The following is a 20,774-nucleotide window of genomic DNA, read 5'->3' on the forward strand; positions in this document are numbered from 1 at the left end:
CCTCAAAGAATCAACGGGTTATAGAGACGCTTTTAAGCCGATAAGTTCATTATGAACATGCTGAATAATGGGCAGAGATAAATAATGCTCCACCCGGTCGCGTACATGGGTAATGACGGCAGCATCGGTGAGTTCTGCCGACCAGTCTTCGCCACGCCGATCGGCATCTTTGCTGTGTAAATGCTGGGCGCGCCACTTGGCACACCAGGTCAGCGACCACAGCCAGGTGGCGCGACGGCAGGAGATCAGTGTTTCCGCGCTCGGTGTTTTACCCACCTGCAATTGCCAACGCTGATAAAAAGCGGCGACCTCATCCTGGGTAAGCACCGCCTGGCTGTTAAGGTCCCAGGTGGTCGAGGTGTAAAGCGAGGTGTGAGCCAAATCGATACCCGGTAGGCCATAACGGCACTTCTCTAAGTCCACCAGCACCGCGCGACCCTCTTTGGTGATCAAAAAGTTGCCGGGATGCGTATCAAAGCTAATCAGGCAGCGCTGGGCATCGGGTAGTGCGGCAGGTAACGCCTCTAGCTCATCGCTAACACGCGCAATGACATCGCTGCTTAAGTCGGCTTTTTCCAGCCATTCGGCTTGGCGGCCAACTTCCTCGCGCATGGCCTGCCAAGGATCACTGGGAGCCAGCAGGGGAGCGGGTTGGCTTGGCAATGGCAACTGGTGCAAGCTGGCCAGTGCCTCGGCGATACGCGGTAAATCTTCCGGCAGCTGCGCCAAACGGCCTTCAATGGCGTCCACTAACAGCCCGCCGCGGGGCAGGGTATCGCTGACCGGCAAAATGCCATGCAGGCAGGGCGTATGCCCGCCCTGGCTGGCACGTTCATAACAGGCGGCTTCGTAGGCCAGGTTGTCAGCAGGAGCCAGGTTCATCTGGCTCTGTTTGGGGAGCCTGGCTACCCAGTCATCGCCGTCGCGATGAATCCACACATGATCGTGGGCAAGGCCGGTATCTGCCATCGGTGAAAGCGATTGGTAAGTGATGTTTGCCTGTTGCAATGCATTTGCCAGTGTTTGTAAGCGTGCATCTAAAAGTTTTGGCATTAGGAGGTCCAGATGAATATGACAGATCAGCGTTGTCATTAAGTGGCAGTGTTGTCGTTAACCTTACAGGGTTCGTCGTAAAAAATGATCCAGGCGTGAAAAAAGGGCGCTAGAATAATGACCTTTATATCGTTTCCCAAACATAGGGTTGCGTTAATCTGTAAAGGGTTGGAGAGCACGATTGAAAACGGGGAATTCAGCTTGGCGTCACAGAAAAGGCTGAGAGCAGATGAAAAAAACGACGATTGATGCTGCCGATATTCGTATCCTCTGTGCGCTGCAACAGCATGGCCCACTCAGTAAAATACGACTTTCAGAGATAGTGAATCTATCTCCGACACCTTGCTGGGTGCGTTTCAACCGATTGAAGAACGCGGGCCTGATTCGCGGGTATCATGCCGACATTGCACTGGATCAGATTACCTACGCCTCCAAGGTGATGGTGACCATTGCCCTTCAGTCGCATAGTAAAGCCGCTTTTGAACGGTTTGAACGCTATATCTGCCAGGTGGATGAAATTATTGAATGTATTGCCACGGGGGGCGGTATGGATTACGTGCTGAAAATTGTCGCGCCCAGTCTGTCCGCTTTTCAGCAGGTGATAGATGACCTTCTCGCCGCTGAGTTGGGAATAGAACGTTACATGACGTATATCACCACCCGAGAAGTCAAATCGACCCAGCTGAACCTTGCTTGCCTGATGACGGATAAGAGCCGTTGATAGGCAGGAGGGGGGCTGTTCCCGATCGTTGCTGCCGCCAGATACGGCATTTGAAACGCGCCATGTTTTCCACTCTCAGCAAGATGTCAAAAATTAGTCTGTTCAGACTCCCCGAACCCGTTTTTTAGACTGCGTTGTTGTGGCGTGTGCTCCTATAGTTAGCGCATCGAATCCATGAGGTTCGCGAACGTATAAAACTTTATAAAAACAAGGTGGTTAGCATGCCAAATGTCATTTCAAGCAACGTCATTTCAAACAACGTTACTTCAAACAACACTACGCCAAACAACGATACTTCAAGCACAGTGGTCAGCATCAACAAACAGGACGAATTCGGTTTTGGTACCCAGATCCGTAAGTCGCCCTATTTCGACGCGACCGTTCGCTGGGGTGCCAAGGCGTTTTCCGTCTACAACCATATGTACATTCCAAGGTCATTTGGTGATCCTGAGCAGAACTTCTGGAACCTGGTAAATGGCGCCATCCTGTGTGACGTGGCTGCGGAACGTCAGGTAGAAATCACAGGCCCTGATGCCGCGCAGTTCATGCAGATGATGACCCCGCGCGACCTGTCCAGCATGGCCGTTGGGCAGTGCAAATACATTCTGATGACCAATGCTGACGGCGGCATCCTGAATGACCCGATTCTGCTGAAGCTGGGAGAGAACCACTTCTGGATATCGCTGGCTGACAGTGACATCCTGCTCTGGGCTCAGGGGTTGGCCGTTAACTCCGGTCTGGACGTAACGATCAGCGAGCCGGATGTATCGCCTTTGCAGTTGCAAGGGCCGCGTTCAGGTGAAGTCATGCATGTGCTGTTTGGCGATAGCATCAAGGAAATGCGCTACTACTGGCTCAATGAAATGGAAATCAATGGTATCCCGTTGATTGTTTCACGCACCGGCTGGTCAAGCGAGCTGGGCTATGAGCTTTATCTGCGTGACAGTTCACGTGGCGATGAGCTGTGGGAAATTATCATGGAAGCGGGCGGGCCCTTTGGCTTGAAGCCTGGCCATACCTCGACGATTCGACGCGTCGAAGGCGGCATGCTTTCCTATCATGCTGATGCTGATATCCATACCAATCCTTTTGAACTGGGATTGGATCGTCTGGTGAGCCTTGATATGCCTGCTGATTTTATTGGCAAGGCGGCACTGCAGCGCATAAAAGAGGAAGGCATCAGCCGCAAACAGGTCGGGCTACAAATCGATATGGAACCACTGGAAGGGCCTAACACCACGTTTTGGCCACTTCTAAGCTGCAAACTGGAGAACCGGGGGGAAGTCGTTGGCAAGGTAACGTCTGCGATCTACTCCCCGCGCCTGGTCATGAATATTGCCTTGGCGATGGTCGCCGTTGAGTATGCCGAGCCGGGTACCCAGCTGGAAATCCGGACCAGTGCCGGGACGGCCCATGCAACGGTTGTCGATAAGCCTTTCTATGACCCCAAAAAGCAGATTGCCATGTCGGCCTGATGGTTGGTGTTCCCGAGCGTAATGTTCAAATCATGATTCCAGCAGGAGCAGAATAATCCATGGCCCAGTTAATTGACGGAAAAGCGCTCTCGGCACAGGTGTTGCAGCAAGTGGCCTCAGAGGTCGAGCTGATTAAAGATAAGCACGGCGTTGTGCCTACGCTGGCCGTGGTGCTGGTGGGGGAAGACCCCGCCAGCCAGGTGTACGTAAGAAACAAGATGAAACGTGCGAGCGAAGCGGGCATCGGTTCCCGGGAGCATCGTCTGGATGCCAGCACAACCCAGGACGAGCTGAGTCAGCTGATCGATGCCTTGAACAATGATCCTGATGTTCACGGTATTCTAGTACAGCTACCGCTGCCCGCCCAACTGGATGAAGATGCGGTCATCGCTTCAATTCATCCGGATAAGGATGTGGATGGTTTTCACCCGTTTAACGTCGGCGCTCTTGCTGCCGGGCGTGACACCCTGGTGCCGTGCACGCCCCAAGGCTGCATGATTATGCTGAAACAGGTTCATCCGGAGCTGAGTGGCAAAAATGCGGTGGTGGTCGGGCGCTCCAATATCGTAGGTAAGCCAATGGCGGCGCTGCTTTTGCAGGCCAACTGCACGGTGACGATTGCGCATTCCCGCACCCAGGATATCGAAGCCCTGTGCCGTAATGCCGATATTGTGGTTGCCGCTGCGGGGCGTCGGGAGCTTGTGGATGCTGACTGGATAAAACCGGGCGCGACGGTGATTGATGTCGGTATCAATGCCATTGAGGTAGACGGTAAACGCAAGCTGGTAGGTGACGTGGCATTTGAACCTGTCTCTCAGGTCGCGGGCGCTATTACGCCGGTGCCTGGCGGTGTCGGGCCGATGACCATTGCCTGCCTGCTGCTGAACACCACACGAGCGGTAAAACGCCAGTTGGCCTGAATAGCGGTCTTTTGGTGGAACTTGCGCATGAACCTGACTGGCTGGCCGAGTGTTAGCCAGTTGTTTATGCGTGGATGAAAAAGCATGATAGCCTGATATTTGGGTTAGAAAATCTAATGCATGTGTTGAGTTAATGTCGTTTTACGCGGGTTCTCTGAGTTTTTATGATGAGGTTGATTAAACGATAAAATTCAATAAACGACCAGATTCAATCAACCCAACAAAAAGGAATGCATGCCATGTCTGTACATGAAGCCGCCATCCGCTGGACACATGCCCCCCACGCAACAGAAGCCAATACCTATTCGCGAAACCACAGTGTCGCCTTGAATGGCGATCAGGAATTGGCAGTTTCCGCGTCAGTTGAGTTCAAAGGCGACCCTAATTGCGCCGACCCTGAGCAGATGCTGATCAGTTCAGTCTCCAGCTGCCATATGCTGTTTTTCCTTGCCATCGCTGAAATGCAGGGCTATCAGGTGGAGTCCTATCAGGATGACCCGAAAGGCTATCTGGAGCGTAATGACAAAAAAGGCATGGCAATCACACGCATTGAACTGTCGCCCAGAATTGTCTTTGGCGGCGATAAGGTGCCTGACCAGGAAGCCATCAGCAAAATTCACACCAAAGCCCATGCGAGCTGCTTTATCCGTAACTCGGTAACGGCCGATGTGACGATCAACGCGGTTTAACACGCCTGCTTCCATTCGCCATGCTCTGAGGGTCGATAATGAACGATACCAACGTAGCGCAGGATATTCTTCTCAGGGACAATCATGACGGCGCGGTCTATCTCACCCTGAACCGCCCGGATAAGTTCAATACCCTTTCTGAGGCCATGCTATCGGCCCTGCAGCACGAGCTGGAAGCGATCGCTGCCGACCCGACCGTGCGCTGTGTGGTGATTGCTGGCAACGGGCGCGGGTTCTGTGCCGGTCACGACCTGAAAGAAATGCACGCCAACCCTGGTCAGGCGTACTATCAGAGCCTGTTTCGCCAATGCAGCCGGGTCATGCAGAGTGTTGTCGGGTTACCGGTTCCAGTGATCGCCAAAGTGCATGGGATGGCGACGGCCGCAGGGTGTCAGTTGGTGGCCAGCTGCGATCTGGCGATTGCCTCGCGCTCCGCCAGCTTTGCGGTATCGGGCATTAATGTCGGGCTGTTCTGTTCGACGCCTGCGGTGGCGTTATCGCGTAGTATCTCCGCCAAGCGGGCATTCAATATGCTGGTCTCAGGGGAGTTTATTGACGCTGATACTGCGCTTGAATGGGGGCTGGTGAGTGACGTCAGTGACGATGCCGAATTGGATGCTGTAGTGGCCGAAAAAGTCGCGCAGATTCTGAGTAAAAGCCCTGCCGCTGTGCGCTACGGAAAATCCATGTTTCATTCCCAGCGCCAGATGAGCCTGGCGGATGCCTATGATTTTGCGGGCACCGTGATGGCCGATAATATGATGAACCCGGATGCGCAGGAAGGCGTCGATGCCTTTCTGACCAAGCGCCAACCCGTTTGGCAGCAACCCGGCCACTGATAATCCACTGATAAAAGGCTAACGCCAGTAGGTGAAGGTCGGTTAACGGCCCGCTCGGCTGACAACAAAAGGGATAAGATGATGAGTGATATTTGCCACTTCAACGAGGCGCTGGAGAAAACGGAGGCCAATCACGTTCCGCTTTCCCCTCTGAGCTTTATTCGCCGTGCGGCCGCTGTCTATCCCGATAGAACGGCGCTGATCTATAACGATGCGCGTTATAGCTGGCGCCAGACCTATCACCGCTGTTGTCAGCTGGCCGCCCTGTTGACCCAACTGGGCATCCAGAAAGGGGATACGGTGGCCGTCATGTTGCCCAATGTGCCCGCCATGTACGAAGCGCATTTTGGTATTCCCATGGTCGGCGCGGTGCTGAATGCGATCAACACTCGCCTGGACCCGGAAGCCGTTGCCTTTATTCTTGAACACAGCCGTTCGCGCCTGCTGCTGGTCGATCCCGAGTACGCTGATGTGGTTGAGAAAGCCCTGGCGCGCCTGGAAGGACCAGAGCCCAAGGTAATCAACGTATCAGACCCGAGCCAGGGCGATGAGCGCTGGCTGGGCGATCTGGAATACGACGCCCTGCTGACCGATCAGCCCGCATGGGAAGGCTGGTCATTACCCGCTGACGAGTGGGATGCCATTGCGCTGGGCTATACGTCGGGCACAACGGGCAACCCCAAAGGCGTGGTCAGTCATCACCGTGGTGCTTATCTGAACGCGGTCAGTAACGTGCTGTCCTGGACCTTGCCCGCAAACGTGGTCTACCTGTGGACCTTGCCGATGTTTCACTGTAACGGCTGGTGCTTCCCCTGGACACTTGCCGCTATCGGCGGCACCAGTGTCTGCCTGCGCCGCGTGGACCCGGAACATATTCTGACGCTGATCGGCCAGCACGGCATCACCCATTACTGTGGCGCACCGATTGTTCACACCATGATTGCCGATGCGGCCATGGCAGCTCAAACGCCCATCGAGCATCAGGTTTACGGCCTGATTGCCGGTGCGGCACCACCGGCGTCGGTTCTTGAGCGGATGGAAAAAATCGGCATTGAACTGACCCATGTTTACGGCCTGACAGAAACCTATGGCCCAGCGTCGGTGTGCGTGAAACAGGATGAATGGGCGCAATGTTCGCTGGAAGAGCGGGTGCGCCTGAATGGCCGCCAGGGCGTGGCATACCCATTGCAGGAAGGCATGGCGGTGCTCGACTCACAAACGCTGGAGCCGGTACCTGCGGATGGGCAAACCATCGGCGAGATCATGTTCCGTGGCAATATTGTCATGAAGGGCTACCTGCGCAATGAAAAGGCCACCCGCGAAGCATTTTCCGGTGGCTGGTTTCACTCCGGTGATCTTGGCGTCGTGGAACCGGATGGCTATATCAAGATTCGTGACCGCTTAAAGGATGTGATTATCTCGGGCGGCGAAAATATCTCCTCGCTGGAGGTAGAAGACATTGTGCAGCGCCACCCGGAGGTTGAATTTGTCGCTGTTGTTGCCATGGCGAATGAAAAATGGGGAGAAGTGCCCGCCGCCTTTGTCCAGCTGCGCCAGGGCAGTGAGCTGACGGAAAGCGATTTGATCAGCTTCTGTCGCGAACGGATCAGCCATTTCAAAGTGCCCAAGAAGATTGTCTTTGGATCGTTGCCGACCACCGCAACCGGTAAAATCCAGAAGTTTGAGCTGCGCCAAAAGCTGGCCGAAACGTCCTCGACCTGACATGGCGTTGAGACTGCCTTCCCTGACGGCCCTGTCTTACTTTGCAGTGGCCGCCAGAACCAAAAGTTTCGCCGCTGCCGCCAGTGAACTTAATGTGACTCCGGCGGCGATCAGCCACCAGGTCAAGGCGCTGGAAGACTACCTGGGGGTGGAGTTATTTATCCGCCATCACCGACGGGTCAGCCTGACACCGGCGGCACGCGCGGCGCTGCCTGCGCTGGATGATGGCTTCCAAGCGCTGGAGCGGGCGGTCGAGCAGATTCGCGCCTATGGGGAAGAGCGGTTGGTGGTCACCGTGTGCGCGGAACCTCTGTTTGCTACCAAGTGGATTGTGCCGCGCCTGCATCGATTTTATGCCCTGTGCCCGGATGCCGAAGTGCGCTTGCAGGCAAGCCTTCACAGTGTGGATAGAACCCCGGATAACACCTTCGGCGTGACGGAGCTCAAGCGTGCCGGTATCGATGTATCAGTGCGCCTGGGCTACGGCAACTACGCTGATCTTGACCCTCAGCGCCTGATGGGGCTTGAACTGGTGCCCATGGGGACTCCCGACCTGGGCGACGCACTGCAGGGTATCGAAAGGCTGGAAAAACAGCAGTTACTGTGTGACAGCACCCTGACACGTTTTGATGTTCCCTGTGGGTGGAAAGCCTGGTTCAGCGCCCAGGGGAGCCCTCCCAACACGCTCAAGGAATTGCGCTTTGGCAACGGCTTGCTGGCGCTGGAAGCCGCAATTGCCGGACAGGGCGTGCTGCTTGGCAGCCGTGAGCTGCATCAGGCAGAACTATCCGCCGGAAAGTTGGCGGTGCTGGTAGAAGCGCCGCTTCATTGTGAGCCCGCTTACTATGTGGTCAGTACCGGTTCAGACCTTGAGCGACCGATCGCCCGCCAGTTTCGCCAATGGCTGATTGAGGAATCTCAGCGCCAGGAGTAAGTTGGTCGGTCTTTTCCCTATTTTTTATCCCCATTCTTTCCGCTATAGCGCCCAGGAGCAGGCAGATATGTTTGATACGGCTATCGTACTTGGTGGAACAGGGGCGGTTGGGTCGCAGCTGGTCACCCGGTTAACCCAGCGTGAAGAGATTGCCCGTGTCATCGTGCTGTCGCGCCGTGAATTAGACACGACGCAAGCGTTCCTAAAGGCTGTCACCACGAAAATCAGTGTTCAGGTCGTTGATATTGAAGCCCTGGAAGAGCGGGCAAAGCCTTTAATGCCTAAAGGAAGCGTGGCCTTTATTGCACTCGGCACCACGAAAAAACAGGCGGGCAGTGAAGTCGCGTTTCGTCATATTGATCATGATCGGGTGCTGGCGTTTGCGCGTGCGTGTCAGTTTGCGGGCGTCAAACGGTTAGGGGTTGTGACTGCATTGGGCGCGAATGTGCGTTCAGCCAGTTTGTATAACCGCGTTAAAGGTGAGGTGGAACGGGATATTCAAGGGCTCGCGTTACCCAGCGTATTCTTTGCTCGACCCTCGCTGCTGCTTGGACGACCGGATGATGGGCGGTTCATGGAAAAAATGGCATCGTCATTACTGACGCCGATTGCATCCTTGTTACCCGGCTCCGTACGCCCGATTGCCACTCAGTGCGTGGCAGCCGCAATGGTTGAAACGGCATTTAGTGCTGAAGATAAACCGCCAGCCTTTGTGCTCGCAAATGCCGACATGCATACCATGACCCGTAAGCGTCTCACCTGATGCTGATACTTAGCGTGGCTCAAACACTAAAACGGCACCTTTTGGTGCCGTTCTGGTTTTAACCTTCAAGTGCCAACGCGAGGCTGGCAGTTATAGTGGTCAAGAACTAGAGCGACGCAATCTTCGCCTGTTGCTCTTCAAGCAGCTTTTTGGCGGCCTGGAATTCGGCGAGTTTACCGCGTTCTTTTTCCACGACGGCTTCCGGGGCCTTGGCGATAAAGCCTTCGTTGCCAAGCTTCTTCTCGATGCCACCGATCAGCTTGTCCTGTTTTTCAATTTCCTTGGCCAGGCGCTTGAGTTCGGTGTCTTTGTCGATCAGATCGGCCATGGGCACCAGCACTTCCATATCGCCGACCAGCTGCGTAGCTGAAAGGGGCGCATCATCCGGGTTGGCCAGCCAGGTGGCGCTTTCCAGCTTGGCCAGCTTGGCCAGGAAGTGGCGGTTGCTTTCCAGGCGCTGGGCATCTTCCGGCTTGCCTTTGGTTAGAAGAACATCCAGCGGCTTACCGGGGGCGATGTTCATCTCGGCGCGGATATTACGCACGGCGATAATCACGCCTTTCAGCCATTCGATATCCCGGGTAGCCTGCTCGTCAATTTTGCTTTCGTCTGCCTGCGGCCAGGGCTGGTTCATGATCGAAGCGCTATCACCGCGATGCGTACCTGCCAGCGGTGCCACGCGCTGCCAGATCTCTTCAGAGATGTACGGCATCATCGGGTGGGCGAGGCGCAGAATGACTTCGAGAACGCGTACCAGAGTGCGGCGCGTTCCTCTTTTTGCCTCGGCACTGGCATTTTCGTCCCACAATACCGGTTTGGAAAGTTCCAGATACCAGTCGCAGTATTCATTCCAGACGAACTCATACAGCGCCTGGGAAGCATGGTCGAAGCGATACTCATCCATCGCCTTGGTGACCTGGACTTCGGTTTTCTGCAGCTGGGAAATAATCCAACGGTCCGCCAGAGAAAGCTCGATGTCATCATTGTCGGCGCCACAGTCCTCGCCTTCCGCGTTCATCAGCACGTAGCGTGAGGCATTCCACAACTTGTTGCAGAAGTTGCGATAGCCATCCAGGCGGTTCATATCAAATTTGATATCGCGACCGGTGGTGGCCTGGGAAAGGAAGGTGAAGCGCAGCGCATCGGTGCCATGCGCCTCAATGCCATCCTTGAACTCGTCCCTGGTGGCTTTGGCAATGGCCTTGGCTTTCTGGGGCTGCATCATGTTGCCGGTACGTTTTTCCAACAGCGCGTCCAGCGTAATGCCGTCAATCAGATCGATTGGGTCAAGCACATTGCCCTTCGACTTGGACATTTTCTGCCCCTGGCCGTCGCGCACCAGGCCGTGTACGTAAACGGTTTTGAACGGGACTTCGCCAGTGAACTTCAGCGTCATCATGATCATCCGGGCGACCCAGAAGAAGATGATGTCAAAACCGGTCACCAACACACTGGAAGGGTGGAAGGTTTCCAGTTCCGGTGTCTGTTCCGGCCAGCCCAGGGTGCCGAAGGTCCACAGGCCCGAGCTGAACCAGGTATCGAGGACATCTTCGTCTTGCGTTAGCGTGACGTCCGCACTCAAGCCGTGCTTCTCGCGAGCTTCCTCTTCGCTGCGGGCAACGTAGACATTGCCCTCGGCGTCGTACCAGGCGGGAATGCGATGGCCCCACCATAGCTGGCGTGAAATGCACCAGTCCTGGAGGTCGCGCATCCAGGCGAAGTACATGTTTTCGTAGTTCTTCGGCACAAACTGGATATCGCCGTTTTCCACCGCTTCAATCGCTGGCTTGGCGAGGCTTTCCACTGCCACAAACCACTGGTCGGTCAGCAGCGGCTCAATTACATCGCCTGAACGGTCGCCATAGGGCATGGTGTTGTTGATGGTTTCCACCTGTTCCAGCAGGCCCAGAGCGTCCACGTCAGCGACGATCTGTTTGCGCGCTTCAAAGCGGTCAAGCCCTGCGTATTTGGCAGGTAAGGTGGCGTCTTCGTCAGGTTGCGGCTGACCTTTGAGGTCGAAGATTTCCGCGTGCTCAAGGATGGTTGCGTCCTTGCTGAACACGTTGATCAGCAGGTGGTTCTGGCGCTTGCCGACTTCGTAGTCATTGAAATCGTGAGCGGGGGTGATTTTGACGCAGCCGGAGCCTTTTTCCATATCGGCGTGTTCGTCAGCCACAATAGGAATCCGGCGGCCAACGAGCGGCAGATCAACAAACTTGCCGACCAGCGAGGCATAGCGCGCATCTTCCGGGTTGACGGCCACGCCGGTATCACCCAGAAGCGTTTCAGGGCGCGTGGTGGCCACGACCAGATAATCTTTACCATCAGCGGTTTTAACGCCATCGGCCAGCGGGTAGCGGAAATGCCAGAAGCTGCCTTGCTGCTCCTTGTTCTCCACTTCCAGATCGGAAATCGCGGTGTGCAGGGTTGGGTCCCAGTTCACCAGCCGCTTGCCACGGTAAATCAGTTTGTCTTCGTGCATGCGCACGAAAACTTCCTGAACGGCTTTGTAGAACCCCTCATCCATGGTGAAGCGTTCACGGCTCCAGTCCACGCTGGCGCCCATGCGGCGCAGCTGGCGGGTGATTTGGCCACCGGACTCTTCCTTCCATTCCCAGACCTTGTCGATAAACGCATCGCGGCCCAGCTCATGGCGCGTCTTGCCTTCTTCAGCAGCCACCTTGCGTTCCACCAGCATCTGGGTGGCGATACCGGCGTGGTCGGTGCCTACCTGCCATAAGGTATTGTTGCCCTGCATACGCTTCCAGCGAACCAGGGTATCCATAATGGTGTCTTGGAAGGCGTGTCCCATGTGCAGGCTACCGGTCACATTAGGCGGCGGAATCATGATGGAGAAGGGCTCGCCCTGGCCGGAAGGGGCAAAGCGATTATCGGCTTCCCAGCGTTCGTACCAGCGGGTTTCGATCTGTTCGGGTTGGTAGGTCTTTTCCATGGATTAGCTCACAGCGGCGGTGCCCAGCGTTGCCGGACAGCGAATGCATTGATTGGGTTCGCAAAATGGTGCCTAGTATAGCGCGTCACAGGCGATGACGTCAGGCCCTGACGGTAAGCCGACGCATTGCCAGCAAGCCGAGCAGTGGGCCAGGCAATAGCCACCAGAGAACGGCCAGCTGCTGGGTGCTCCACAATGACGTCACCAGGGCAATGGCGGGAATCGTCAAGCCAAAGCCAATGGCGTTCATCATCGCCAGCGACGCCCCCAGACGGTCGCTGGGCGCTGAGGCTGACGCAAGGGCAGAAAACTGCCCCGAGTCGGCGATGACACTAAAGCCCCATACAAGCAGCAGGAGAAGCAGACAATAAGCGGGTGCAGCGTGCAATAACGGGTAGAGCAGACATAGCGTGCCTGACGTGGCCAGTGCGACAAACGCCACACGGGCGCTACCCCATTGCCGACTGGCATAGCCAGCCAGCACACAGCCCGGCATACCGATGGCAATGATCATGAAGCTCAGCCAGGCCACGTTATCTGCCGATGCCCCTAACCGGCTAAGCTCGCGGGCAACAAGAAAGGGCGTCAGCGTCCAGAACGCATAAAGCTCCCAGCAGTGGCCAAAGTACCCCAGTGCTGCCGCACGAAAGTCGCAACGCTGGAAAGCCGCAATACCGGCCCAGGGGCGATACCCCTTGGGCGTGGTGGGAAGGTGCGGGCCAACGCCGAGGCGATAAATCATGATAGCCGCGACCAGGGCAAGGGATGAGGCCAGCAATAGCGGCGTCTGCCAGGGCATGGCCAACGTGATGCCGCGCAGCAGATGCGGCGACGCCGTGCCCAGCGTTAGCATACCCACCAACCAACCCAGAGCAGCCCCGGCCTGATGAGGCGTCCAGCTCACCACCAGTTTCATGCCCAGCGGATAGATGCCTGCCAGGCACAGCCCGGTCAAAAAACGCAACAGGATGGCCACTGACAGGCTTTCCAGGCTGAAAATAAACGCCGCATTGATCAAGGCACCGCAAACGGCGGCGGTGGCAAATAACTGGCTGGCGCGAACACGGTCGGCTAACCCACTGGTCGCGATTGCCAGGGTGCCGCTGATAAAGCCTGCCTGAACGGCCATGGTCAAAAACCCTAAATCGGCATCGCTTAGCCCCGCGGCCTGCTGCAGGGCAGGACCAACGCCGTTGACACTAAACCACAGCGAGGTGCCGAATAACTGAGCAATGACGATGGTCACAAGCGGATGGCGAGTGAGCATAAAGGGGCTACTCCAGGTCAATGGCGCGTATCATACGGCGCAAAGCGCTAATTCTTTGATCAGTGGTGTCTTTATAGGCGGGTGAGGTCTGGTAAGTGGACGTCTCTTGCCAGCTTTGCGCTGAGTGCAGTTCCTGTATCAGCCAGCCTCTGACCTTCACATAGTGCCGGGAATCCAGCCCCAACGCTTTGACGGCTTCCATGGACGCTGGCCGTTCTGGGTTCTCCAGCGCCGTTTGAATGCGGATGACCTTGCGCCCGACCTCCAGCGCATACTGATCCTGTTCGCTTAGCCCGGTAACGCCAGGTGTCTTTTCCTCATCCAGCGTCGAGCAGGCCGACAACGTGACAGCGAGGAACAGTGCAAGCCATGTTTTAAATAGCCTGCTCATACCAAGTCTGCTTTCATCGATTTTCTATCCAGGCTTTACCGACATCTGTTAAGCGGTATTTTTGCAAGCGGCTATTTGGCTTTTCCGGGATCGTTTGAACAATCAAGCCGGCGTCCAGTGCCGGTTTCAGGTAGGCTTTTCTGAAATGGGGCTGATGTTTTAGACCCAAAACAGCCTGTAGCTCGGCCCGCGTCATTTCTCCCTTCAAGGATTCAAGCAGGCGGCATACTTCCTTGCTGACTTGGTCGGTGACTTGGTCGGTGACTTGGTCGGTGACTTGTAGGGTGCTTGCCTCAGATCCCCACTCCGACTTTGGGCGCCAGGTGATAGCACTGAATTGATTGCCCGAAGCATCATTCACCAAGTCAACTTGGTGCCATGCCTTAAGTGCGCGTGGAATGCCACTGCCCATGCCGCGATAAGGCAGAATGTGGGACGCATGCTCAGTGAGCGTTGGATTGCGGCGAATGGATTTTCCCCGGCTAATGTCCTCTGGGGTTAGGCTATCCGGCAAATGACCAGGGCTGACGATTTCCACCCTGTCAGCAAACACCATCAGGCGGATAGAGGCGCTGTCTCGGTGGATCAAGGCATTGACCAGCAGCTCTTCCAGCGCTGTTTCGGGAATCTCCAGCTCGCCAAGAGTGTTGAAATTGCGCCCGTGCTGAACATGGTGCAGGTTGCGCTTGATAAACGCGAAGGCGCTCCGGAACTGCTCCAGCAGAGAGCCTTTGATGTCTTCGCTGTCGAGGTAACGAGTATCGTGCAGGGCAGTGCCGGGAAAGGCCACTGCCTTTATTTCAAAAGCAGGGCGCCAACGCTGGGGGGTGCGACCAAACAGCATCAATCCTGCCAGATTCAATTCCTGACCATCGCCCAACCCTAGGTTCTGCAGCAACTGCTCTCGTGTCAGACCGGCGTATTCGCTGGCCTCACCATAACGACGATTGAAGTAGGTGATAAATGCCTTGTCGTCGATATCCTCCACCGAGGTGCCTGCTACCGGCACTATATCGGCATACACCAGCCCAGAGCGTTGGAACATGCGCTGCATCTCTTCTCGGGATGTGACATGCCGCTTATCAGAGCCTTGTTTCACCCAGATGCGGCCTTGATTATCGAGATACGGTTTGGCTAAGCCATCAGGCACCTCCATCGCTATCACGATGCCCTGGTCCGTCTGCACATTCTCGGTAAGCGGATGCACTGGTGGGCGCACATGCTGGGAAGCGGCGTTGCTCAGCAGCTGGTTCAGCCGCCGCACTGCCGCGCCATCCAGCCCCGCAATCGAGCCGTCATCATTAACGCCCAGAAATAGCCAGCCGCCGCCACTGTTGGCAAAGGCAGCCAGTTCAGCCGCAAGACCATCTGCGTTGGTGGCATCGCGCTTGAATTGGTGGCGGCTATCTTCGCCGCGGGTGAGTATTTTCAGCAGTTCGCTCTGATCCATGGTTATGCTTCCTTGCTCTTCACCCCAGTTGATGCGGCACGACCTCGTGGCCCATTTCCTTGTAGCGTTTCCAGCAGGCGCGTTTGGCGATCAGTACATGCTGGTGCTGGTTGATGATTTCGGCCACGCGGGCGTAGGCGTCAAAGCCATCGGGGATTTCCGGGTGCAGGTTTAGCAGTGCCGTAGATTCGTGCGGGGCAGGGAGTGCCTTCCAGCCGAGCGTGACCGGCACCTGGGCGGCCAGGTCGCTGTCTTCCAGGGCGTGGGGCAGGTAAGCGTCGGGGCGAAAATTCCACAGGGCGTCATCGGCCTGCCTGGCCAGGGCTTCGTCTTCGCAGTGAAGGTGCAGCCGGTAGCCTTTGCGCCAGATGGTTTCCGCTAACTTGCAGGCGAACTGCAGGCGGGCGTCCAGGGTAGTGTCTGGCAGGATATAGAAATCGATGCGGGCCATAGGCGGTTCCAGCGCCTGCCGCCTCTGTGGTATGTATGAGGCGGCAGGCCGTTTCGGGGGTCAGACCAGCCGGGTGAGCCAGCCGTATTTGTCTTCGCTGCGGCCGTACTGAAGGTCCAGCAGCTTGGTGCGAATGCGTTTGGCAACCTCGTTGTCGCCGCCAGCGGTCAGGCGAATACGCTCGTTTTCCGTGACCAGTTCGCCCACCGGCGTGATAACCGCGGCCGTGCCGCAGGCGAAGACTTCGGTGATCTCACCGGAAGCCGCCCCTTCACGCCACTCATCGATGCTGATAGGGCGCTCTTCCGGTGTCAGGCCTTCGTCCTTGGCCAGGGTAAGTACCGAGTTGCGCGTTACCCCTTCAAGAATGGTGTCAGTCAGGCGCGGCGTCACCACACGGCCATCCTTGAACACGAAGAACAGGTTCATGCCGCCGAGTTCTTCGATCCATTTGCCTTCCGCCGCATCCAGGAAGGCCACCTGGCTGCAACCGTTGGCTGAGGCTTCTTTCTGTGCGGCCAGTGAAGCGGCATAGTTGCCACCGCATTTGGCAAAACCGGTGCCGCCCGGAGCCGCGCGATTGTAATGAGTCGACAGCCAGATGGATACCGGATCAATGCCGCCCTTGAAGTAGGCCGCCGCCGGTGAGGCAATCACGTAATAATCGACCTCGTGAGCGGGACGCACCCCCAGGAAAGCTTCCGACGCAATCATGAAGGGGCGCAGGTAGAGGCTGCATTCGTCTGAATCACTGGCGGGCGTGGGTACCCAGACATGATCCTGCGCGAGCAGGGCTTTCAGCGAGCCGATAAAATCTTCGTCGGATAGCTCCGGCAGCGCCAGACGGCGGGCACTGCGGCGAAAGCGCTCGGCGTTTTTTTCCGGGCGAAAAGTCCATACCGAACCGTCGGCATGACGGTAGGCCTTGATGCCTTCGAAAATTTCCTGGCCGTAATGCAATACGGAAGCCGCCGGGTCCAGCGTCAGCGGGCCATAAGGGCGAACTTCATGGGCGTGCCAGCCGTCATCGAGGGTCCAGCGCACATGCGCCATATGGTCGGTGAAATGGCTGCCAAACCCCGGATTCTGCAGGACGCTTTCGCGGATGTCGTCTGCCGTCGGGTGATTGGACGGCAGTAGGCTAAAATGGTCGGTGGACACGATGATTCTCCACAGATTGCGTCAAAAAATGTTTTTGATCTTGTTAAACAAACGCGCGCACCGGAAGGTCCGGTGCGCACACGACATATCACTGCCTCAAGATGTAACGGTTGCGCTGGAGAAAGGCAACCGTTTAGCGCCTGATTGTGAAGTTAGTCGTCGCTATTTTCTACTTGAACATCGGTTTCACGATCCAGCAGGTATTGCGTCAGCAGACCAACGGGGCGGCCCGTAGCACCTTTCTGCTTGCCGGAATGCCAGGCGGTACCGGCGATATCCAGGTGTGCCCAGGGGAAGTGGTCGGCAAAGCGCGACAGAAAACACGCAGCAGTAATGGTGCCTGCGGGCCGACCGCCAATATTGGCCATATCGGCGAAGTTGGAGTCGAGCTGTTCCTGATACTCATCCCAGAGCGGCAGATGCCAGGCGCGATCCCAGGCGGCTTCACCGGCATCCAGAAGGTCCAGCGCCAGGTCATCGTCATTGGAGAGCAACCCGGTGGCATGATGCCCCAGGCCAATAATGCAGGCGCCGGTGAGGGTCGCGATATCCACGACGCTGGCGGGCTCGAAGCGTTCTGCGTAGGTGAGGGCATCACACAGTACCAGGCGACCTTCGGCATCGGTGTTGAGCACTTCAACCGTCAGCCCTTTGAGGGTCTTGAGGATATCGCCTGGTTTGGTGGCCGCACCGTCCGGCATGTTTTCTGCCGCCGCCACGATAAATACCAGGTTGAGTTTCGGCTTGATGGCAAGCAGGGCATGAACCGTGCCGAAGACGCTGGCGGCACCGCACATGTCGAATTTCATTTCATCCATGCCTTCGCCGGGCTTGAGCGAAATGCCGCCGGTATCGAAGGTAATGCCTTTGCCCACCAGCACATGAGGCGCATCTGCCGCGTCTTCAGCGCCCTGGTAACGCATGACAATCAAACGCGATGGTTCGCGGCTGCCACGGCCCACCGACAGCAGTGAATGAGCGCCGAGGGCTTCCAGGGCGTCTTCGTCGAGAATCTCGGTGGTCAGGCTGCCCTGGGAGTCTTTGGCCAGCTGCTCGGCCTGTTCGGCCAGATAGCGCGGCGTGCAGACATTGCCAGGCAGGTTGCCAAGAGTACGCGCGGTGTTGATGCCTTGACCAATGGCGACACCAATACGGGCACCTTGCTTGACCGGCTCGACGTCATCGGCGTCGCTAAGCAATAACGTGAAATGCTGCAGGGTTGAGCGCGGTGCCGGTTGTGATTTAAACGTATCAAAGCGGTAAAGTGCGCGCTCTCCCGCTTCCATGATCTTGCGTGCTTTCCAGGCGTTATCGCGATCTCCCAGCGGCACATCGGTGAAGGCCAGGCAGGCTTCGTCGATGGGCAGTTTGATCAGCGCATCAGCGGCGGCGTCCAGCGCTTTCAGGAAAGCGGCATCCTGACACTTATCGCGTGGCCCAAGCCCCACCATGAGCAAACGCTCTGTGCCGAGCCCAGGGGCAAAAGGCAGCATCAAGGTGCTGCCCAGGGCGGCATCAAAGTCACCGCTTTCGACAAGCTGGCTGATTAACCGCTCGCTGGCGTCGTCGAGTTTTGCGACGGCGGGAAGCAGTGCGCTATCTTTAAATACCGGTACAACAAGACAGGCGGTTTCGGCTTTCGCCGGATTGGCTGTCTGAACGGAAAATTCCATGACGTCTCCAACAAGACAAGCATCGAAGGATTCGGGATAATGCCTACAGAGTAAGCTGTTATTGTGCCCTCTGCACTTAATGTACCCAAGACTTAGTGTGTTCAAGACTTAGTGTACCCAAGCCTTGGGTGCATTGCATGGCATCCTGCACGATTGGCTGGAGAACGCGTTGATTTTATTTCGCTATTTGACCCGCGAAGTGTTGCTGACCATGACAGCGGTGGCCGGTATTCTGCTGCTGGTCATCATGGGTAGCCGCTTTATCCGGTATTTTTCCAGTGCTGCTGAAGGCAATATCCCGTTAACGATTCTTGGCAATTTGATGCTTTTTCATCTGCCGGGGTTTATGGAACTGATTCTGCCGCTGGCTTTTTTCCTCGGTATTCTGGTGGCTTATGGCCAGTTATATATGAATAGCGAGATCACCGTGATGGTCGCTTGCGGCGTGAGCCCTACGCGATTATTAAAAGTGACCCTGATGCCAGCGGTCGTAGTGGCTGCGCTGGTTGGCCTCTGTAGCCTGTGGCTGACGCCGCTTGGCGCCTTTAATACCGAAACCATGCTCGAAGAACAGCGCAGCCGCCTGGATGTTTCGGTACTGGCGCCAGGACGCTTTCAGGAATTCGGTCAGGGGCGCACGGCCTATATCAGTGGGTTTTCCAGCGATGGGACCCAGATGGAAAATGTCTTCGTTAACGAGATGGGTAACCCTGCCGAGAAGGAACACAACTATGTCACCCGAGCCGCCAAGGGGTTTCAGGAGTTGCGCGAGGATACCGGCAGCCGCTTTTTGGTCCTGGAGGATGGTGAGCGCTATGGCGTAACGCCAGGTTCCTTTGCGGCGGAAAAACTCATGTTCGAGCGCTATACATTACGCCTTGGTGCTGGAGGACAGACTGAAGCGGTTGAATCACTCGAATATGCATCGACCTCTGCGCTTCTGGCTAACGCTGATCCACGTGCTCAGGCGCAGTGGCAGTGGCGTGCCGGCTTGCCTCTGATGGTGTTTATTCTTGCTCTGATGGCTCAGCCGCTTTCCCGGGTCAATCCTCGCCAGGGGCGCTTTGCCAAGCTGCTGCCAGCGGTATTTCTGTATGTCGCTTATCTCAGTCTGCTACTGGCCGCCGTGGATGCCATTGGCAGCGGAAGCTGGTCTGCCGGATTGGGTGTCTGGCCGGTACACGGGCTGTTTCTTTTGCTTGGGCTTTTGCTGCTGTGGCATTCACAACGTAAGGGGATGCGCTAATGGTGTTGGACCGCCTGGATCGATACATTGCCCGCAACGTGCTGGTCGCCATTGTGGTGGTGCAGATCGTGTTGCTGGGGCTGGATATTACCATTGCCTACATTGATGATCTGGGTGATGTACAGCAAGGCTATACGGCGCTTGATGTGCTGTTTTATCTGCTGATGCGTGCTCCCTGGCGCTTTTATCAGTATGCGCCAGTGGCGGTGCTGATTGGCGCACTGATCGGGCTTGGCAGTATGGCGTCCAGCAATGAACTGACCGTGATGCGTGCTTCCGGGCGTTCGCTGGCGCGGATTGTCTGGGGCGTGATGAAGCCGGTTCTGCTGGTCATTGTGGTGGTGTTGCTGGTGGCGGAATACGTCAGCCCCCGCACCGAACAGTTTGCCGAAGCCTGGAAGCTGGAAAAGCGCCAGGGCGAAGGGGCAGTGCTCACCAGCCGTAGCGGCTGGCAGATCGAAGACGACAGTGTGTATCGGTTTGGCGCCATTCGTGCCGATAACGTGGTGCTGGACCTGACGCGTTACCGCTTTGATGAACGCCAGTTGATTGAGGTCTCCTATGCTCAGCGGGCGCGCTGGCAAAACAATCAATGGCAGCTTGAAAAGGTAGCGGTGACACGGCTGAATGAAAACTCTACCGAAGCCGAGCAGCATGAGACCCTGCGCTGGGAAACCAACCTGACGCCAGTGCAGTTGGAGCGTCTTCTTCGCGATATCGACAGCCAGGCGCCAAGCGAGCTATATGCCTATGCGGAGTTCCTGCGTGCACAGGGGCAACAGGCGGACCAACCCTTGCTGTATTTCTGGCAGAAAATGCTGATGCCACTGACCATGGCCTCGCTGGTATTGATTGCTGCCTCCTTTATTTTCGGCCCGCTGCGTAGCGTAGCCGCCGGAACGCGGGTCTTTTATGGGGTGATTACAGGGCTTCTGTTCAAATATACCCAGGATCTGTTAGCCCCCGCATCGACATTGTTCGGGTTTTCGCCGGTATGGGCAGTACTGGCCCCGACGCTGGCCTGCGCACTGGTCGGTATTTATTTTCTGCGCCGTAACGGCTAGCC

At 56.5% G+C, this 20,774-nt stretch carries 18 protein-coding genes; 10 read left to right on the top strand and 8 right to left on the bottom strand.

The annotated features are described in order from the left end of the window. Positions 1–18: 18 nt before the first annotated feature. A complete protein-coding gene (locus tag ACU6TU_RS03805) occupies positions 19–1,053 on the bottom strand; it encodes an aminoglycoside phosphotransferase family protein (RefSeq protein WP_447143256.1) in 1,035 nt (344 codons plus the stop codon). Between the two features lie 229 nt (positions 1,054–1,282). Here ACU6TU_RS03805 and ACU6TU_RS03810 point away from each other — a divergent pair, with 229 nt between their 5' ends. From ACU6TU_RS03810 to ACU6TU_RS03845, 8 genes are all read left to right on the top strand, one after another. Continuing rightward, a complete protein-coding gene (locus ACU6TU_RS03810; RefSeq protein WP_447143257.1) occupies positions 1,283–1,774 on the top strand; it encodes an Lrp/AsnC family transcriptional regulator in 492 nt (163 codons plus the stop codon). A gap of 221 nt (positions 1,775–1,995) precedes the next feature. Continuing rightward, complete coding sequence (locus tag ACU6TU_RS03815) at positions 1,996–3,249, top strand: glycine cleavage T C-terminal barrel domain-containing protein (protein WP_447143258.1); 1,254 nt, start codon at positions 1,996–1,998, stop codon at positions 3,247–3,249. 59 nt (positions 3,250–3,308) lie between these two features. Beyond that, the gene (gene folD, locus ACU6TU_RS03820) at positions 3,309–4,169 is read left to right on the top strand and encodes a bifunctional methylenetetrahydrofolate dehydrogenase/methenyltetrahydrofolate cyclohydrolase FolD (protein ID WP_447143259.1); all 861 of its coding nucleotides are present in this window, start codon (positions 3,309–3,311) and stop codon (positions 4,167–4,169) included. A 239-nt stretch (positions 4,170–4,408) separates the two neighbouring features. Then, positions 4,409–4,858, top strand: a complete 450-nt coding sequence (locus tag ACU6TU_RS03825; protein ID WP_447143260.1) for an OsmC family protein — start codon at positions 4,409–4,411, stop codon at positions 4,856–4,858. 38 nt (positions 4,859–4,896) lie between these two features. After that, positions 4,897–5,697: an enoyl-CoA hydratase gene (locus ACU6TU_RS03830; RefSeq protein ID WP_447143261.1), complete on the top strand. Its 801-nt coding sequence runs from the start codon at positions 4,897–4,899 to the stop codon at positions 5,695–5,697. Between the two features lie 81 nt (positions 5,698–5,778). Next, on the top strand, positions 5,779–7,419 hold the full coding sequence (locus ACU6TU_RS03835) for an acyl-CoA synthetase (RefSeq protein ID WP_447143262.1): 1,641 nt from the start codon (positions 5,779–5,781) through the stop codon (positions 7,417–7,419). Position 7,420: 1 nt separating this feature from the next. Next, positions 7,421–8,353, top strand: coding sequence for a LysR family transcriptional regulator (locus ACU6TU_RS03840; protein ID WP_447143263.1), 933 nt, complete (start codon positions 7,421–7,423; stop codon positions 8,351–8,353). 67 nt (positions 8,354–8,420) lie between these two features. Beyond that, positions 8,421–9,116: an NAD(P)H-binding protein gene (locus ACU6TU_RS03845; protein ID WP_447143264.1), complete on the top strand. Its 696-nt coding sequence runs from the start codon at positions 8,421–8,423 to the stop codon at positions 9,114–9,116. A 106-nt stretch (positions 9,117–9,222) separates the two neighbouring features. Here ACU6TU_RS03845 and ACU6TU_RS03850 read toward each other — a convergent pair whose 3' ends face one another. The 7 genes from ACU6TU_RS03850 to ACU6TU_RS03880 all read right to left on the bottom strand — a co-directional run bounded on the left by ACU6TU_RS03850 (position 9,223) and on the right by ACU6TU_RS03880 (position 18,462). After that, the gene (locus ACU6TU_RS03850) at positions 9,223–12,069 is read right to left on the bottom strand and encodes a valine--tRNA ligase (protein WP_447143265.1); all 2,847 of its coding nucleotides are present in this window, start codon (positions 12,067–12,069) and stop codon (positions 9,223–9,225) included. A 100-nt stretch (positions 12,070–12,169) separates the two neighbouring features. Further along, positions 12,170–13,336: an MFS transporter gene (locus ACU6TU_RS03855; RefSeq protein ID WP_447143266.1), complete on the bottom strand. Its 1,167-nt coding sequence runs from the start codon at positions 13,334–13,336 to the stop codon at positions 12,170–12,172. Positions 13,337–13,343: 7 nt separating this feature from the next. Continuing rightward, positions 13,344–13,727, bottom strand: coding sequence for a hypothetical protein (locus tag ACU6TU_RS03860; RefSeq protein WP_447143267.1), 384 nt, complete (start codon positions 13,725–13,727; stop codon positions 13,344–13,346). Positions 13,728–13,740: 13 nt separating this feature from the next. Next, the gene (locus ACU6TU_RS03865; RefSeq protein ID WP_447143268.1) at positions 13,741–15,177 is read right to left on the bottom strand and encodes a Fic family protein; all 1,437 of its coding nucleotides are present in this window, start codon (positions 15,175–15,177) and stop codon (positions 13,741–13,743) included. Positions 15,178–15,196: 19 nt separating this feature from the next. Further along, entirely contained in the window at positions 15,197–15,628 is a 432-nt protein-coding gene (locus tag ACU6TU_RS03870) for a DNA polymerase III subunit chi (RefSeq protein WP_447143269.1), read from the bottom strand. Between the two features lie 60 nt (positions 15,629–15,688). After that, on the bottom strand, positions 15,689–16,789 hold the full coding sequence (locus ACU6TU_RS03875) for a branched-chain amino acid aminotransferase (RefSeq protein ID WP_447143270.1): 1,101 nt from the start codon (positions 16,787–16,789) through the stop codon (positions 15,689–15,691). A gap of 152 nt (positions 16,790–16,941) precedes the next feature. Beyond that, a complete protein-coding gene (locus tag ACU6TU_RS03880; protein ID WP_447143271.1) occupies positions 16,942–18,462 on the bottom strand; it encodes a leucyl aminopeptidase in 1,521 nt (506 codons plus the stop codon). Between the two features lie 169 nt (positions 18,463–18,631). Between ACU6TU_RS03880 and lptF the strand changes: the two genes are divergently transcribed. Continuing rightward, entirely contained in the window at positions 18,632–19,708 is a 1,077-nt protein-coding gene (gene lptF / locus ACU6TU_RS03885; protein WP_447143272.1) for an LPS export ABC transporter permease LptF, read from the top strand. Continuing rightward, the gene (gene lptG, locus ACU6TU_RS03890) at positions 19,708–20,772 is read left to right on the top strand and encodes an LPS export ABC transporter permease LptG (protein ID WP_447143273.1); all 1,065 of its coding nucleotides are present in this window, start codon (positions 19,708–19,710) and stop codon (positions 20,770–20,772) included. The genes lptF and lptG overlap by 1 nt, the downstream gene beginning before the upstream one ends. Positions 20,773–20,774 lie beyond the last annotated feature (2 nt).

The sequence above is a fragment of the Halomonas sp. LS-001 genome, from assembly GCF_052983955.1.

Bases quoted from the DNA above. Each gene is read 5' to 3' on its own strand.
- folD (WP_447143259.1), top strand. From the start codon at position 3,309: ATGGCCCAGTTAATTGACGGAAAAGCGCTCTCGGCACAGGTGTTGCAG.
- ACU6TU_RS03855 (WP_447143266.1), bottom strand. From the start codon at position 13,336: ATGCTCACTCGCCATCCGCTTGTGACCATCGTCATTGCTCAGTTATTC.
- ACU6TU_RS03815 (WP_447143258.1), top strand. From the start codon at position 1,996: ATGCCAAATGTCATTTCAAGCAACGTCATTTCAAACAACGTTACTTCA.
- lptG (WP_447143273.1), top strand. From the start codon at position 19,708: ATGGTGTTGGACCGCCTGGATCGATACATTGCCCGCAACGTGCTGGTC.
- ACU6TU_RS03865 (WP_447143268.1), bottom strand. From the start codon at position 15,177: ATGGATCAGAGCGAACTGCTGAAAATACTCACCCGCGGCGAAGATAGC.
- ACU6TU_RS03880 (WP_447143271.1), bottom strand. From the start codon at position 18,462: ATGGAATTTTCCGTTCAGACAGCCAATCCGGCGAAAGCCGAAACCGCC.
- ACU6TU_RS03835 (WP_447143262.1), top strand. From the start codon at position 5,779: ATGAGTGATATTTGCCACTTCAACGAGGCGCTGGAGAAAACGGAGGCC.
- ACU6TU_RS03810 (WP_447143257.1), top strand. From the start codon at position 1,283: ATGAAAAAAACGACGATTGATGCTGCCGATATTCGTATCCTCTGTGCG.
- ACU6TU_RS03845 (WP_447143264.1), top strand. From the start codon at position 8,421: ATGTTTGATACGGCTATCGTACTTGGTGGAACAGGGGCGGTTGGGTCG.
- ACU6TU_RS03830 (WP_447143261.1), top strand. From the start codon at position 4,897: ATGAACGATACCAACGTAGCGCAGGATATTCTTCTCAGGGACAATCAT.
- ACU6TU_RS03840 (WP_447143263.1), top strand. From the start codon at position 7,421: ATGGCGTTGAGACTGCCTTCCCTGACGGCCCTGTCTTACTTTGCAGTG.
- ACU6TU_RS03825 (WP_447143260.1), top strand. From the start codon at position 4,409: ATGTCTGTACATGAAGCCGCCATCCGCTGGACACATGCCCCCCACGCA.
- ACU6TU_RS03805 (WP_447143256.1), bottom strand. From the start codon at position 1,053: ATGCCAAAACTTTTAGATGCACGCTTACAAACACTGGCAAATGCATTG.
- ACU6TU_RS03850 (WP_447143265.1), bottom strand. From the start codon at position 12,069: ATGGAAAAGACCTACCAACCCGAACAGATCGAAACCCGCTGGTACGAA.
- ACU6TU_RS03870 (WP_447143269.1), bottom strand. From the start codon at position 15,628: ATGGCCCGCATCGATTTCTATATCCTGCCAGACACTACCCTGGACGCC.
- ACU6TU_RS03860 (WP_447143267.1), bottom strand. From the start codon at position 13,727: ATGAGCAGGCTATTTAAAACATGGCTTGCACTGTTCCTCGCTGTCACG.